The organism is Streptomyces sp. NPDC002845, assembly GCF_053591955.1.
The window spans coordinates 95,775-109,786 of sequence record NZ_JBSFUU010000032.1; the positions used below are offsets into that span (position 1 = coordinate 95,775).

At 66.8% G+C, this 14,012-nt stretch carries 13 protein-coding genes; 6 read left to right on the forward strand and 7 right to left on the reverse strand.

Annotated features, from left to right (window positions below; all coding sequences use genetic code 11):
* Window positions 1-29: 29 nt before the first annotated feature.
* From ACWD3C_RS23895 to ACWD3C_RS23910, 4 genes are all read right to left on the reverse strand, one after another.
* Window positions 30-1,037, reverse strand: a complete 1,008-nt coding sequence (locus ACWD3C_RS23895) for a DNA cytosine methyltransferase (RefSeq protein WP_451147056.1) — start codon at window positions 1,035-1,037, stop codon at window positions 30-32.
* Window positions 1,034-1,486: a very short patch repair endonuclease gene (locus ACWD3C_RS23900; protein ID WP_451147058.1), complete on the reverse strand. Its 453-nt coding sequence runs from the start codon at window positions 1,484-1,486 to the stop codon at window positions 1,034-1,036. Before ACWD3C_RS23900 ends, ACWD3C_RS23895 begins: the two co-directional genes overlap by 4 nt.
* A gap of 126 nt (window positions 1,487-1,612) precedes the next feature.
* On the reverse strand, window positions 1,613-1,762 hold the full coding sequence (locus ACWD3C_RS23905; RefSeq protein ID WP_451147060.1) for a hypothetical protein: 150 nt from the start codon (window positions 1,760-1,762) through the stop codon (window positions 1,613-1,615).
* Between the two features lie 284 nt (window positions 1,763-2,046).
* On the reverse strand, window positions 2,047-2,706 hold the full coding sequence (locus ACWD3C_RS23910; protein ID WP_451147062.1) for an ATP-binding protein: 660 nt from the start codon (window positions 2,704-2,706) through the stop codon (window positions 2,047-2,049).
* A gap of 226 nt (window positions 2,707-2,932) precedes the next feature.
* Here ACWD3C_RS23910 and ACWD3C_RS23915 point away from each other — a divergent pair, with 226 nt between their 5' ends.
* The 3 genes from ACWD3C_RS23915 to ACWD3C_RS23925 all read left to right on the forward strand — a co-directional run bounded on the left by ACWD3C_RS23915 (window position 2,933) and on the right by ACWD3C_RS23925 (window position 7,711).
* Complete coding sequence (locus ACWD3C_RS23915) at window positions 2,933-3,781, forward strand: helix-turn-helix domain-containing protein (RefSeq protein ID WP_451147064.1); 849 nt, start codon at window positions 2,933-2,935, stop codon at window positions 3,779-3,781.
* The gene (locus ACWD3C_RS23920) at window positions 3,778-3,990 is read left to right on the forward strand and encodes a DUF397 domain-containing protein (protein WP_451147066.1); all 213 of its coding nucleotides are present in this window, start codon (window positions 3,778-3,780) and stop codon (window positions 3,988-3,990) included. Before ACWD3C_RS23915 ends, ACWD3C_RS23920 begins: the two co-directional genes overlap by 4 nt.
* Window positions 3,991-4,171: 181 nt before the next feature.
* Complete coding sequence (locus ACWD3C_RS23925; protein WP_451147068.1) at window positions 4,172-7,711, forward strand: nSTAND1 domain-containing NTPase; 3,540 nt, start codon at window positions 4,172-4,174, stop codon at window positions 7,709-7,711.
* Here the strand turns inward: ACWD3C_RS23925 and ACWD3C_RS23930 are convergent, their stop codons facing one another.
* The 3 genes from ACWD3C_RS23930 to ACWD3C_RS23940 form a co-directional block, all read right to left on the reverse strand.
* Window positions 7,712-8,020: an NIPSNAP family protein gene (locus ACWD3C_RS23930; protein WP_451147070.1), complete on the reverse strand. Its 309-nt coding sequence runs from the start codon at window positions 8,018-8,020 to the stop codon at window positions 7,712-7,714.
* A gap of 312 nt (window positions 8,021-8,332) precedes the next feature.
* The gene (locus tag ACWD3C_RS23935; RefSeq protein WP_451147072.1) at window positions 8,333-9,505 is read right to left on the reverse strand and encodes a serine hydrolase domain-containing protein; all 1,173 of its coding nucleotides are present in this window, start codon (window positions 9,503-9,505) and stop codon (window positions 8,333-8,335) included.
* 71 nt (window positions 9,506-9,576) lie between these two features.
* A complete protein-coding gene (locus tag ACWD3C_RS23940; RefSeq protein WP_451147074.1) occupies window positions 9,577-10,899 on the reverse strand; it encodes a transcriptional regulator in 1,323 nt (440 codons plus the stop codon).
* Between the two features lie 192 nt (window positions 10,900-11,091).
* Here ACWD3C_RS23940 and ACWD3C_RS23945 point away from each other — a divergent pair, with 192 nt between their 5' ends.
* From ACWD3C_RS23945 to ACWD3C_RS23955, 3 genes are all read left to right on the forward strand, one after another.
* Entirely contained in the window at window positions 11,092-12,342 is a 1,251-nt protein-coding gene (locus tag ACWD3C_RS23945) for a methionine adenosyltransferase (RefSeq protein ID WP_451147076.1), read from the forward strand.
* Between the two features lie 79 nt (window positions 12,343-12,421).
* Window positions 12,422-13,267: an aminoglycoside phosphotransferase family protein gene (locus ACWD3C_RS23950; protein ID WP_451147078.1), complete on the forward strand. Its 846-nt coding sequence runs from the start codon at window positions 12,422-12,424 to the stop codon at window positions 13,265-13,267.
* Window positions 13,264-13,932: a histidine phosphatase family protein gene (locus ACWD3C_RS23955; RefSeq protein ID WP_451147080.1), complete on the forward strand. Its 669-nt coding sequence runs from the start codon at window positions 13,264-13,266 to the stop codon at window positions 13,930-13,932. The genes ACWD3C_RS23950 and ACWD3C_RS23955 overlap by 4 nt, the downstream gene beginning before the upstream one ends.
* Window positions 13,933-14,012 lie beyond the last annotated feature (80 nt).

Below are 14,012 nucleotides of genomic sequence, written 5' to 3' on the forward strand. Positions count from 1 at the left end.
GCGATGGTGAACTTGTGTTTCTGGGCTGTTCATGGGGCTGAAGTGTAGCCGGCGACGGGGGCTGCGGGCGCCCCCAGTGCGGCTCGAATCGCGAGACCGAGCGCCCTGCCCACCGGCGGCGGTGAGGCGTGCCCTATCTGACGATAGCGGGCCGTCTTCTTCCCGGCGAATCTCCAATCGGACTGGAAACCCTGCAGGAGCGCGGCCTGGTCCGTCGTGATCCTGACCATGCCGTGGCGTCCCGTCTCAGGGGCCCAGACGAAGTCCGGGCCGGGAACGTCGTCGGCCACAGTGCCGCCATCGACTCCCATCCGGGCCCAGGCCTTCCTCGTCCCCGTCGGTCCTAGATCCGCGCCTCCCCTCCTGTCCGACCCACCCACCAGGGTCGGGGCCACGCTGAGAGCCTGGGCCGCCCAACGGTCTGCGTCGCGCCAACCGCCCATGGCCATGGACCGGCGTAGAGCTCGACCGACGGAACGGTGCTCGCGCACTGTCGGCTCCGGTGGACGGAACGCGTCGAAGTACTGCTTCTTGAGCGCGACGAGCACCCCTTGCTTCCGCTCCTGTGGCACCCCGAAGTCGGCTGCGTTCAGGATGAACCACTGGAACCGATAGCCGAGATGATCGAGTTCCTTGCGGATGAAGTCGCGTATCGGCTCGAAGTCGGGCGCGCCCACCAGCCTCGGCACGTTCTCGATGAGCAGGGCCTGCGGCTGGACGGCGTGCGCCAGATAGGCGGTTGCCTCCAGCAAACGCAGCTCGGCCTCGGTCTCAGTCCGCGCGACGGCCGCAATGGACTTCACGCGGGGCAGACCGGCCGACAGCAGATCGACGTCGTAGATCTCCTGATGCCGAGAAGGGGAGAATTCCAGCAGATCCGTTTCCAGAACCTGCCACGCCGGTCGGTTCATGCGCAGTGTGTCGCAGGCCACCGGCTTCTTGTCCAAGAGCAGTACGGGTTCGAAGCCGGCATGCTCCAGCCCCAAGGCCAGTCCACCCGCCCCCGCACAGACATCGACGAATCGCAGCTCGCTCATCGGCCCCCCTTTACCCGTCGTTTCCGTCTGCCGGCCTTCTCCCGGTCGACAGCTGCGGCCACCTGACGCATAACGGCATCTGGTGACTCGTGTTCCCAGAAGCGCAGGACCGTCCACCCTTCGGCCAGCAGCTGCGCGTTCGTCTCCTGGTCCCGCTCGATGTTGCGATCGAGCTTCTGGCGCCACCATTCCGCGTTCGCCTTGGGACTGGTGGCGTGCTCCGGGCAGCCGTGCCAGAAGCAGCCGTCGATCAGGACGGCCAACCTGGCACCCGTGAACGCGATGTCGATCTTCCGCCTGCGCATGCCCGGCACCGGATAGTGGATCCGGTAGCGGTATCCGGAGGCGTGGAGGAGCTGCCTCACCGCCAGTTCGACACCGGTGTCCCGGTTGGTCTGCCGGCTCATGCGGGCCGAGACCTCGGGACTGGATGGGTGTGCTGCGCGCATGGCCCCAGTGTCCTACTTCCCGGCGTCCTTCGGTCCGCGATCGCGGAGTCACGCCGAGTGGTGTCCCGGGTGTTGAGACGGTGCGGGCTACTCCACGTCCCTCACCGGCCGCTCAACCGGGACCCGTCAAGCCGGAAGCCCCTCGCCCTCGGCGATTTCCGCTTCGAAGTGGATCTGTGCGCGATCAAGTGCCTCATCCGCGTCGCACCCGTGCGCTCTGAGCCAGTGAAGGAGGTCGGCGATCATATCGATCGCCGCTTCCTCCACGATGGCCACGGTCAGAGTGTGTGGCCCTTACCGACTGCGAACCCTCTTCAGGGTGTCTTGAGGTTCGGAGTGATCGAGGAACACTGGCGACGAAGTCAGTACGACACCGGGTTCAACGGTCATCAGAACGAGGAAGCCCTCCTGCCCATCGCCCGCAAGTCGAATGCGCAGCAGCGAGACGCCCAACAGCTGAACTCGATCTTCCGAGAGCTGGCTGCCTTGGGCTGCCCTCAGAGCGTCGTGTAGCGCCTCGAACCAGTCCCCGTTCCTGCTGGGCCGTCCCGATGGCTTCTTCATCGTGCGGTCCGACACGGCAGGCCTTCGATACCTGAGATCTGCGTCTCGAAGCGCGTTTGAGCATGGTCCAAGATCTCGTCTGCGTCGCAGCCGTGCGCCCGAAGCCAGTGCAGAAAGTCTGAGATGACCCCGATAACTGCTTCCTCGGCCACAGCCGCGCTCAGCCTGCTGAAGCTCGCCTCACGGTGAGGCTTCGCGGCCAGGTAGAGGTCGAGCAGTGCCTCGGCCCGTGACACGCCAGGAGTTCCTACGTGGCCGTTCGACGCGGTGAGCCCTGTTGTCAGCTCGCACCAGGTCACTTTCCGATCGGCGTGGAGCTGCACGCCCCAGCGGTCGGCGAGGGCATCGACGAGAGACATGCCCCGCCCCGCCTCGGAGTCGGAAGCCGCTTCGACGAGCGTGGGGAGTGCGCGAGTGTCGGGGTCGTGAACCTCGATGCGCAAGAGCGTGCCGTTCATGGAGACCGCGAGCGTGGCCGGGGTTCCGGGGCCGACGTGGGTGATGACGTTGGACACGAGTTCACTCACGCAGAGTTGAGCCGCGTCGGTTACGTCGTGCAGACCCCAGAGCCCCAGGTGCAGCCGCATGATGCGCCGCAGGGCGGCCACTTCCTCGGGCTCAGCCGTGAAGGCCAGGTCCCACGGCTTTCGTGACATACACGCTTCCTGGATCACGAGGACCCCTCTCGTCGCATGTCGACTCCACCGACCCCAGTTGATCAGCGGAGCGTTACACGTACTCGCAGTGAGTTGCGTCATCGGCAAGAATGGCGTGCACTCATCCCGTCATGCAATGTGCACGACGGGATTCCCACTTCCGAGTGATTGGCAAGCGCGCCCCTTGGCGCGAGACTGAACGCCCGCTAGCTGAAAGAAGGTTCGGATGGCCGGTTCACCGACGGCACGCCGTCGTCGTCTCTCGGTCGAGCTGAAGAAGCTCCGTGAGAAGGGCGGGTTCACCTGCGCTCAGGTCGGTGAGGCGCTGGACTGGAGCGGCTCCAAGGTCAACCGCATGGAGACGGGCAGCGGGAGAGTTCAGCCGTCCGACATCGATGCCCTGTGCCGGTTCTACGACACCGGTGACGAGTTGCGCGAGTTCCTCAAGTCACTGGCCCGGCAGGCCAAGACACGCGGCTGGTGGCAGGTGCACGGTGCCGGGGTCCCCAAGTGGTTCAACATCTACATCGGCCTGGAGCAGGACGCCTCGGCGTTCCGCCAGTACCAGTGCGAGCTGATTCCCGGCCTCATGCAGACGGCCGCATACGCGAGCGAGCTCCACAAGACCGGTGGGCACATGTCTCCTGAGGACATCGACCGAGCCGTACGTGTACGTATGGAGCGTCAGACCATGCTGACTCAGCCTGACGCCCCCGACGCCTGGTTCGTCGTGAACGAAGGCGCTCTGCGCAACGTCATTGGGGACCGGGCATCAATGCGTGAGCAGCTTGAACGCGTCTTGGACTCCGCCGAGTTGCCGAGCGTTACCTTGCAGGTGCTGCCCTTCGACGCGGGCACCTATCCGGCCACGGGCTCTTTCACCATGCTCGGCTTCCCCGATCAGGAAGACCCGGACATCGTGTATCGGGACGGCATCACGGATGCCGTCTACCTCGAAGGCGAGCACCATGTCCGTGAGTACACGAGGGCCTTCGACGGTCTGAGGGCCGCCGCCCTGAGTCCTCAACGATCCGGTCAACTGATTAAGTCTGTCCTGAAGGAATACGCAAAATGAACATGGCAGAGGCGGGCAGCGACGGCAGCACGTCGTGGTTCACGTCGTCGTACAGCAACGGAGCGGGCGGCGAATGCGTCGAGTGCTCGCGTACGGAGGATGGTGCCCTCGTTCGTGACTCGAAGAGTGTTGGAAGGCAGGTGATCGTCGTCCACGGCCAGGCCTGGCAGACCTTTGTCCAGGCTTTGACGCGAGGGGCGTTGAAATGACCTGAAGGGAGCGCACTCCCTGATACAGCACCGTGGCTGGTTCTCCGAGGCGCTGTTGAGATCGTGTCCCCCTCCGCAGATGATGTTCAGGAGCGTTGGTGACTCGATGCCGGTGATCGGTAGCGGCAGAGCGGGGGCATGGAGTGCTGCGGCGGCATAACGGCGCACTGACGGATACGTCATGAGGAACCGTCTGCAGCTGTTGCTCCAGGCCATGCTGGTGCTCGTCGCAAGTCTGCTGGGGATCGTCACCAACTACGCCACCAGCGAGAACGACGCGCCGTGGCTGCTGCATCTGCTCCAGCAGCTTGCGATCCCGGCAATCGGGCTGCTGATCATCACGATGGTGGTGATGCAGGTCGTCGTTCACCGGCTGGAGAACCCCGCACCCCCGCCGACGGACTGGCCCCGCGACCGGGTTCCGTACCCCGGACTGGACGCCTTCGTGGAGGACGAGGCCGCGGTCTTCTTCGGCAGGGAAGCCCAGACCGAGGATCTGACGCGTCGGCTGCACGAAACGCAGGACAGGCCCGCCGACAGGTTCCTCGTGCTCGTCGGGGCCTCGGGGAGCGGGAAGTCGTCCCTTGTGAGAGCTGGGGTGATGCCACGGCTGCGCGGCCGACGGTGGTCCGTCCTCCCCGCCTTCTCACCAGGCCCCAATCCCCTCGCGGCCTTGGCCTCCGCCATCTCCACAGCCGGTGGGGAGAGGGAACCGGTGAGTGCAGTCTTACGGCGACTTCGGCAGGACCCCGCCTCCCTGCTCTCGGAGTTGTCCCGGCTCCGGGGAAGCAGGTTCCGTCATCTGCTCGTCGTGGTCGATCAGTTCGAAGAGGTCGTCACTCTCGCCGGCGAGCGGGAGCGTGCCCAGTTTCTCGACGCCCTCCATTCGTGCGTGACACAGGATTCGAGGGTCCGGGTGCTCGCCACGCTGCGTGTGGAGTTTCTGGGACAACTCCTCGGCACGGGCTACGCCGACCTCTTCCAGCATCCGGTCGCCATCGGCGCACTCGGCAGGAGCCAGCTCGCCCAGGTGGTGGAGCAGCCCGGTGCGCTTGTCGGCCTGTCTTTCGCGCCTGGCGTCGTGGAGGCCATCGTCAACGATGTGGGCACGGATGACGCGTTGCCGCTGCTGGCGTATCTGTTGCAGGAGCTGTACTTCGCCTCCGGCCCCGGCGAGACCGTCTCGGAGGAGCTCTACCGCAGTCTCGGCGGAGTGGCCGGCGCCCTCGCCCGGCAGGCCGACCACACCGTGGCCGACCTCGGCCGCGGAGACGACGGCATCGGCTTCGTGCTGAAGGTGCTGCTCGGATTCGTCACCGTCCAAGGTCAGGAAGTAGCTCGGCGTCGCGTTCACCTCGCCGAACTGACGGCACAGGAACGACGTGTCGTGGACGCCTTTGTCGATGCGCGCCTGCTGATGTCCGACGTACACGCAGGTCAAGAACCGTATGCCCAGGTGACGCACGAGGCGCTGTTCCGCCAGTGGGCCCCCTTGCGGCAGGAGGTCGAGGCGCGCACCGAGCAACTGCGCCAGCGCGCGGAACTGGAACGATGGGCGGAGGACTGGGAACGATCCGGTCGCAGCTCCGACTACCTGCTCACCGGCGAGCGGCTCACCCTGGCCCAGCGATGGATGCACGCGCTCCAGGAGACCGGGCAGGCCTCGGAGACCGCACAGTCGTTCGTCGAATCCTCACAGCGGCGTGATCTTGCCTTCCTGCGCCGTGTCTCGGACGCCATCGGGCAGTACGCGCTCGGCGCCGCGGAACAGCAGCCGGAGCAGTCCCTCCTGCTGACTTTGGCCGCGCTCGGCGAATGCTTCCCCACACCGACCGCTCAACGGGGCTTGATGACGGCTCTGGCGTCCAGTCACCTCCGTACTCAGCTCGACGGGCACACCGACACCGTCCGGCACATCGCCTGGTCACCGGATGGCCTCCTCCTGGCCACCGCGTCGAGAGACGGCACAGCCCGCGTCTTCGATGCGAGGTCAGGCCGCTCGCTGCGTGTCCTTCCGTCCGGCGGCACGATGGTTGAGGGCGTGGCCTGGTCGCCGGACTCGACCTGCATCGCCGCTGTGGGCCGCGATCATGTCGTACGGATCTGGGACGCCGCATCCGGCGAGCCGCTCCGGATGCTTACCGGCGCCACCGACATCGGGCGACAGACCGCCTGGTCACCGGACGGACGCTGGATCGCCGCTACGTCACGCGACAAGGCGGTGCGCGTGTGGGACGCCGGGACCGGTGATCTCGTCCACGAGTTGCGGGGGCACGGCGACGACGTGTGGGGTCTGGCATGGGCTCCGGACAGCAGCCGTCTGGCCTCCGCCTCGCATGACCAGACCGCCCTCGTGTGGGACCGGGCCACCGGCGCCCCGGTGACCACGCTGCGCGGCCACTCCGACTTCGTGGAGGGCATCGCATGGTCTCCGGACGGACGCCTCATCGCCACCGGCTCCGGTGACCACACGGTACGGATCTCCGACGCCCAGAGCGGCGAACTGCGGCTGCTGATACGTGGCCACACGGACTATGTCTGGAATCTTGCCTGGTCGCCCGACGGACGGATGCTCGCCTCAGCCTCCTCCGACCGGACCGTACGGATCGTCGAAGCACACGATGCGAAGGTCACCGCCGTCCTGCGCGGACACTCCGACACGGTCTGGGGCGTGACCTGGTCCCCGTCAGGAGAGCAGCTCGCCACCAGCTCCACAGATGGCACAGGGCGGGTATGGGATCTGCGGCCACGCGGTGCCGAGAGCGTGCTGCTCGACGGGCACCGTCAGCCCGTGAACCAGGCGGCCTGGTCTCACGGCGACACATGCATCGCCACCGCGTCGGACGACGGAACGGTCCGAGTCTGGGACGCCACCACCGGAGCCACCTCCGGCCACGTGCTCGAACAGACGGACCGTGTATGGAGCGCCGCGTGGTCACCGCTCGACGATCACCTGGCCATCAGCACCAACGACGGTCTCTTCCGCATCCTCGACCCGGGCCGGGACAACACGTTCGACCACAGGGGAGCTGTGGTCGAGTGCGTCGCATGGTCCCCCAACGGCGACCACATCGCCACCGGGGACCACGACGGCACAGTGAGGGTGTGGTCGGCCCAAGAGCGGGTAGTGCTCACCTCTCTGACGGGACATCAGGACTGGATCAGCCGCATCGCCTGGTCGTCCAGCGGCCGCTTCCTGGCCAGCGCCTCGGACGACCGTACCTGTCGGCTCTGGGACGTCGTGCAATGCCGACAGCTCACCGTGCTGCGCGGCCATGACAACTACGTCGACGACGTGGCCTGGTCCCCCGACGAAGAGCGCGTCGCCACCGCCTCCGGAGACTGGACGGCGGCCGTCTGGGACACCGCCACCGGCCGCCGCATCGAGATCCTCAAGGGCCACGAGGGTCGTGTCCGCGCCATCGCCTGGTCCCCGGATGGCCGGCTCATCGCCACCGGGTCCGACGACCGCACCGTACGTATCTGGTCGTCTGCCACCTTCGAGGAGATGAGCATCGTCGGGGTGCATCAGGACAAGGTGACTTCGGTCGCCTGGTCCCAGGACAGCGCACGCCTGCTTACGGCGTCCTCCGACGGCACCGCCCGCATATGGCCCGCCGCCCCCGACTTCGACCGCCTGGAAGCGGAAGCGCGCAGCCGGGTCTCCCGCGTTCTCAGCGACGACGAGCGGCGGCACCACATGCTGCCGCTGGACCCGTGATCACATCTGCGGGTGGACCGTCTCGACCGTGCGGTCGTCGGTGTGGACCAGGTACTCGTCCGGGGCGAGGTTCATCGCCTTGCGCTCCGGCGAGGACCAGTAGAGCGCGTTGCGTTCGGCGAACGTCTCCGGGCCGTCGTAGGAGATGAGCCACACGAACTGGTTGCGCTCGCGGTCCACCCAGGCGCCATCAATGGTGAAGCCCAACTCCAGGCGCAGCGGCACGATTTCCGTACGCCATCTCTGCACCCACTCGTCGAGCATCCCTTCCCGGACGGTGTAGGTGCGCAGCTGAGCGGACTTGGGCATGCGGGTGCCTCCTGAGGCGTAGTTCTCCGACCGCAGGCTACGCACCGGAGGGCGGACAGCGATAGGAGGCGAGATCGCTCCGCGCCGGGCGGGACGTCCCAGACAAGAACGGTCCCTTCTCAAGGCTGGAACGGCGCCGTGTGGAAGGGCGCCGAAAGGAGGACTACTGCAGCGCCTCTGACAGCTCCGCCTCATCCTCCCGTCGTCACGCAACGCAACCGCCACGTTGCCGAGAAGACTCTGTTCTTGATCTTGTGGAGTGGTCGCTTCAGACACGCCTGATTCGCGGTACTGCCGTACGTAGACGTCGCTCTACGCGAGCGACCTGTGCACTGCATTGACCAGCGACATCGCACGCAGATCGTCAGGGCCCCCGATGATGTGGTTCATCACGTAGCCGAAGGCGATGCCGTGCTCCGGGTCAGCGAAACCGAGTGAGCCGCCTCGGCCGGTGTGGCCGAAGGAGTTCGGCCCGGTCATGGGGTTGGTGTCGGTGGGCAGCATGTAGCCGGAGCTGAATCGGCTCGGCACCACCATCACCTGGTCCGCTCCGCTGGCCTGCTCCTTGGTTGCCGATGTGAGGATTTCCGGGGTGAGCAGGCGTACGCCGTCCACCTCGCCGGTGAGAGCGGCGTACATACGCGCCAGTCCGCGTGCGGTGCCGATGCCGTTGGAGGCCGGGAGTTCCGCGGCCTGCACCTCGGGCGAGTTGAAGTCGATCTCGGTCGGGTCGGTGACCGCGAAAGCCCTGTTGCTGAACGAGTTCGGGTCGCGCCAGGCGGCGACCAGTTCGCGGAGTTCCTCGGGGATCGACTCCGGCGGTGCGGTGGTGAAATCGACCTCAGGCTGCTGGTACACCATGCGACTTACCCGGGCGCGTTCGCCCGCGGGCAATCCGATGAAGAAGTCCAGTCCCAGGGGGCCGGCGATCTCGTCGGCGAAGAAGCGGCCCGGCGTGCGGCCGGACACCCGGCGGATCACCTCGCCGACCAACCAGCCCCAAGTCCGGCCGTGATATCCGTGTGTGGTGCCCGGAGTCCATAGGGGACGTTGAGCGGCCAGTGCGGCCACCATCGGCTGCCAGGCCAGTGCCTCGGCCAGCGGCACCGGTTGGTCCAGTGCGACCATCCCGGCCTGGTGGGACAACAGCCAGCGCACCGGGATCTCCGCCTTGCCATTCGCGGCGAACTCCGGCCAGTACTTGGCCACCGGCGCGTCCAAGTCCAGCAAACCTCGCTGGGCCAGCAGATGCGCCACGGTCGCGGTCGCTCCCTTGGTCGCCGAGTAGACCAGTTGCAGTGTGTCCCGCGCCCATGGACGACCAGTGTCGGGGTCGGCTGTCCCACCCCACAGGTCCACCACCGATCGGCCATGCCGGTACACGCACACAGCCGCGCCGATGTCGTCGTGCTGGGCGAAGTTGGCCGCGAACGCCTCGCGCACCGGCTCGAACCCGGCCGCGACCTCACCATTGATCATCGTCATGCCGACCATCCTGGCACTTTGGCCGCCTGCACCGAGGACGGTCTCTCTCGGCGCACGCGACGCCGTATCGATCAGGCCGCGTCGGGCAGCGCCTGAAGACGCTCGCGGAAGTCACGGACGGCCGGAACGGACTTGTGCGGTTGGAGCTGCCCGGAGAACTCCTTCAGGCGGTCCAGAGCCCGAACAGAGCTGACCTTGTCTTCGAGGAGCTCGGCACCGTAGTTCGCAGCGTCGAGCGCCCCCTCCAGGTCGTTACCGGAGAGACGGGCCTCAGCCAGACGGCTGGACCGCACGGCCTTGTCCCGAGGGGCGGCCTTCTTGACGGAAGTCTCCAGCGAACTCGTCGCGCGCTCCACCTGGCCCGAGCGCAACAGGACCTTGCCCTCGGTCGACTTCAGTTGCGCTTCGCCGAACCAGTCGAGCCAGTCCGGGTTTTCCTCCACCGTGTGGCGCTCCCAGAGGGAAGCGGCACGGTTCAGCGCCGTACCGGCCCTCTGGTGATCTCCATCGCGGGACAGGGCTTCGGCCTTGTGCAGGTAGAGGAAGGACTGGGTGTAGGGCGACAGCGTTCGGGGAGCGTTGTCGATGGCGGTCGAGATGAGATCAACCCGCTCGGCGGTCCGTCCGGCCTCGGAGACGTGGACTCCCATCTCCGCCAGGACGAAGGCCCCGAAGGCGTCGTCTCCAGCCGTGCGGGCGCCGCGCATGGCCCCGATGTAGTACCGCTGTCCTGCGGACCGCAGCCCTGCGTCGTAGGCCATCCAGCCGGTCAGATGCGACACGCGGGCCGCCAGTGCGTACAGGCGGATGCGGATCTTGTCCGTGTACCGGCCGGCGCTCAGGAGGCTGGTGATCAGGGCGAGATCACCGCGCGCCTGCTCCAAGAGCCGGGCGCCCCCGAGTTGGTCGTCGAGCGTGCGGAGAGTGCTGATGCGCTGCTCGATCGTCGAGACCATCGTGTCGGTGACTCGATCTCCGTTGAGGGCGGAGGCGAAAGCAGACGGCGCCTCGGCCCAGCTCGCAGCAAGCCCCGTCAGGGCGGCGCCGGTGATGGTGAGAAACCCCCGACGGTCCATGCGGCCACTCCCAACCAGATCAGCCAGTGCCTCAACGGTACCGGCCTCTGTCCAGGGAGCCGTGAGCCCGGTGACTTCCCATACGGGGAGCCACCGCGGCCATCCTTCCGCTTGAACCTGTTCATACGGAACGCGTAGCAGGTAGGCGAGGACGCGCTGAGCGTCGGCGTCCGGCTCCTGCCCCTGCTCCCACTTCCACACGGTTGTGCGATTGGTTGCCAGGGGGATGCCCAGTTCCTTCCCCCGCGACTGCATGAGCCGGGCGAGCTCGGCCTTCCCCCATCCGCTCGACTGGCGGACGAACGTCAGTGGGTGCATTGCTAACGACTCACCAGTCACGTCATGCCTCCCGTCAACCCCGTTCGGTGATGGGGACATTACCCACGCTGACGTGCACATGAGAGCCCTCGGCGTCGAGAGAAACCCCCTAGAAACGTTCCTGCCCGGTCGCCAGATGGCTTCACTGATCACCAGCCGCTCAGCTGTCGACCTTGAGATGGGAGCACACCCATGCCCCGCACGAGCACGACCTTCGGCAACAGCCACCTGGTGATCGAGACCAGCACGCCCCAGTCCGATGGCACAACCATCGTCGAACGCAAGGGACTTGGACACCCCGACACCCTCGCCGACCACCTCGCCGAACGGCTGTCACGGGCGTACAGCCGGTACACCGTGGAACTGTTCGGCGCCGTGTTGCACCACAACTTCGACAAGCTCGCCCTCCTGGGTGGGGCGAGCGAAGTCCGCTACGGCAGCGGCAGGATGACGGCCCCGGTGCGGGTCTTGGTTAACGGACGGGCCGCCCCGGTCTGCGGCGGAGAGCGAATACCCGTCCTGGAGATCGTCGAGGCGGAGGTCCGGGAGTTCTTTGCCGAGCGCCTTCCGGAGGTCTTGGGCCACCTCGACATCTCGTTCAACATCACGAGCAATTCGAGCCCCGGCGCCGTGCTGACCGGCGACGCGGTTCCGGACCGGACCCGTTGGTTCAACCCCCGGTCCGTCGACGACCTCCGGGAGTGCCGAGTGCGGTGCTCGAACGACACGTCACTCGGTACGGGCTGGGCGCCCGAGAACCCCTTCGAGTCGTTCGTGCGCGAGTTGGTGAACCACTTCTCCGGACAGAGCGACTTCACCCAGTCCCACGCCTGGTGCGGCTCGGACGTCAAGCTCATGGGCTACTGGGACGGGGAGAGCACCGACATCGTGCTGTGCGTGCCGCAGAAGTCGCGGTACGTCAGCAGCCGAGCGGACTACATCCGCAACACCGAGACCGTCCTCGCCGAGTGTCACCGGCTCGCCGGCCTGCGGTTGCCCGGTGCCGAGGCCAGATTCCGGCTCAACGCCCGCGACATGCCGGAGAAGGACGAGCTCTACCTGACCTACACAGGCAGCTCGATCGAGTCGGGTGACGAAGGAGTCGTGGGCCGGGGCAACCGCGTCAACGGTCTCATCACCCCGCTGCGCCCGATGAACCTGGAGGGTGCCAACGGGAAGAACCCCGTCTACCACGTCGGCAAGCTCTACAACATCGCTGCACAGCGACTCGCGGACCGTCTGCACGAGACGACCGACGGGCACGCGGAGGTCCACCTCGTCAGCGTCACGGGGCAGCGGCTCGACCAGCCCTGGCGCATCCTGGTCCGGCTGTCCTCGCCGGACGCGGAGGCCGACAAGGTTCAGGCGCTCGTCGCCGAGGCCCTCGGCGGGTTCCCGGCGCTCACGGACGAGTTGGTCTCGGACGGGATCGTGCTGAGCTGATGACCGCGCAGACGCTCGGAGAGGTGCCGCCGGGTTGTCGGCGGCGCCTGCTCGACCACTACGGCCCGTCGGCGGAGTCATGGCTTCGGGCCCCGCCCCGTTGCTCCTGGCTGAGGCGGCGGAGCGCTGGAAGCTCTCGCTGAAGGGCTACCACGACGCGGGACACGCCTCTGCCGTCGCGCTGGCCACCACGCTCGACGGGACTCCGGTGATCCTCAAGGCATGGTTCGAGCGGGTCCGCTACCGCCACGAGATCGCCGCGCTGACCGTGTGGGCCGGTGGCCCGACCACAGATGTCATCGACGCGGCGGACGACCTGTCGGTGGCAGCCCTGGAGCTGGTAGGCGGTCGGCCCGGCGGCGCCGAACCTGTCGGGCGCGAGAGGCAGATGGTGGCCGCTGCGATACAGGGGCTCCATTCCCTCGGACGACGGAGAACGACGCCGGACGTGCCGAGCTTGGCGCACTTCCGCCAGGAGGTGGTTGTGCCTCGTATCCGTCAGCGGCTGCAGAGTCTTGATCTTGGCTCCTGGAGGGCGCTCGTGGACGAAGCGTGCGAGGGTCTCCCCGCCCTGCGGGAAGACCCCAACCGGGCGACGGTCCTCCACGCCGACCTGTACCGCGAGAACGTGATCTTCGACGGCGGAGGACACCCGCGCCTGATCGATCCGCATCCCTTGGTGGGAGACGCGGCGTTCGACTGGGCCTTCTGGACGGTGTATTTCGACCTTGAGAGAGAAGTGGCCGACCGCTTGGTCACAGCTACTCGGATCTCCCGCATCCCCGTCCCGGAGATCACGCCATGGTGCAGGGCACTCGCTGTCGACGGATTCCTCTACTACTGGGAGATCGGCGACCCGGCGCTGCCGAAGATCGCGAAGGTGCTGTCCTCGTTCATGGCTTCCGATCCGGAGGCCGGGCGATGACGACGACGTACATCCTCCGACACAGTCAAACCGACTTCAGCGAGCAGTACCTCGTCAACGGAGATCCTGCCCGCGCCATCCGGCTCAACGACGAGGGCGTGCGCTCGTGCCGGCTGCCGTGGGCCGTGCTCCCATTCCACGTGCGCACGTGGTTGGCGAGTGAGCTCCCGCGAGCCCAGCAGACGGCTTCCCTGCTGATGGGAGTGCCAGCTCCGGAGCTGATCACGGACGCCCGGCTCAACGAACTGGACTACGGAGAGTTCGAAGGCGGCCCGTTCCTGGCGTACGGCTCATGGCTGGACCAGCGTGGCGGGGCACAGCGTCCGCCGGGCGCGTGCGAGTCCCAGAGAGAAGGCATCCTGAGGATGATCAACGGAGTGCACGCGGCCCTGGAGCACTCAGGACCCCGGGTCCTCGTCTGTCACGGCTTGCTGGTGTCGGTTCTGATCTGGCACCGGGACCGCTCCCTGGACGAGGTCATGCCGTTGTTCCTCCCGGAGGCCCCCTACGTTGAGCCGCTCGCCGTCGGCGATGAGGTCTTGCGCGACTGGATCGCGGCCCTTCTGACCGACCTCGACAGGGAGGAACCACAAGATCCAGATGCGCATGGCAGTGTCGCGAAATTGCGGATCGATGGCAGTTCGGCGGTTGCTACTGATCTTTAATGCGTGAGGTAGCAAGGTCACGTTTGGGTCGGACCAATGGTCAGGCCGGTCTCGGTGAGGCAGCCGTCGACGAGGTGCGG

Bases quoted from the DNA above. Each gene is read 5' to 3' on its own strand.
- ACWD3C_RS23950 (WP_451147078.1), top strand. From the start codon at position 12,422: ATGGCTTCGGGCCCCGCCCCGTTGCTCCTGGCTGAGGCGGCGGAGCGC.
- ACWD3C_RS23945 (WP_451147076.1), top strand. From the start codon at position 11,092: ATGCCCCGCACGAGCACGACCTTCGGCAACAGCCACCTGGTGATCGAG.
- ACWD3C_RS23935 (WP_451147072.1), bottom strand. From the start codon at position 9,505: ATGACGATGATCAATGGTGAGGTCGCGGCCGGGTTCGAGCCGGTGCGC.
- ACWD3C_RS23925 (WP_451147068.1), top strand. From the start codon at position 4,172: ATGAGGAACCGTCTGCAGCTGTTGCTCCAGGCCATGCTGGTGCTCGTC.
- ACWD3C_RS23930 (WP_451147070.1), bottom strand. From the start codon at position 8,020: ATGCCCAAGTCCGCTCAGCTGCGCACCTACACCGTCCGGGAAGGGATG.
- ACWD3C_RS23900 (WP_451147058.1), bottom strand. From the start codon at position 1,486: ATGCGCGCAGCACACCCATCCAGTCCCGAGGTCTCGGCCCGCATGAGC.
- ACWD3C_RS23955 (WP_451147080.1), top strand. From the start codon at position 13,264: ATGACGACGACGTACATCCTCCGACACAGTCAAACCGACTTCAGCGAG.
- ACWD3C_RS23920 (WP_451147066.1), top strand. From the start codon at position 3,778: ATGAACATGGCAGAGGCGGGCAGCGACGGCAGCACGTCGTGGTTCACG.
- ACWD3C_RS23940 (WP_451147074.1), bottom strand. From the start codon at position 10,899: ATGCACCCACTGACGTTCGTCCGCCAGTCGAGCGGATGGGGGAAGGCC.
- ACWD3C_RS23895 (WP_451147056.1), bottom strand. From the start codon at position 1,037: ATGAGCGAGCTGCGATTCGTCGATGTCTGTGCGGGGGCGGGTGGACTG.
- ACWD3C_RS23910 (WP_451147062.1), bottom strand. From the start codon at position 2,706: ATGTCACGAAAGCCGTGGGACCTGGCCTTCACGGCTGAGCCCGAGGAA.
- ACWD3C_RS23915 (WP_451147064.1), top strand. From the start codon at position 2,933: ATGGCCGGTTCACCGACGGCACGCCGTCGTCGTCTCTCGGTCGAGCTG.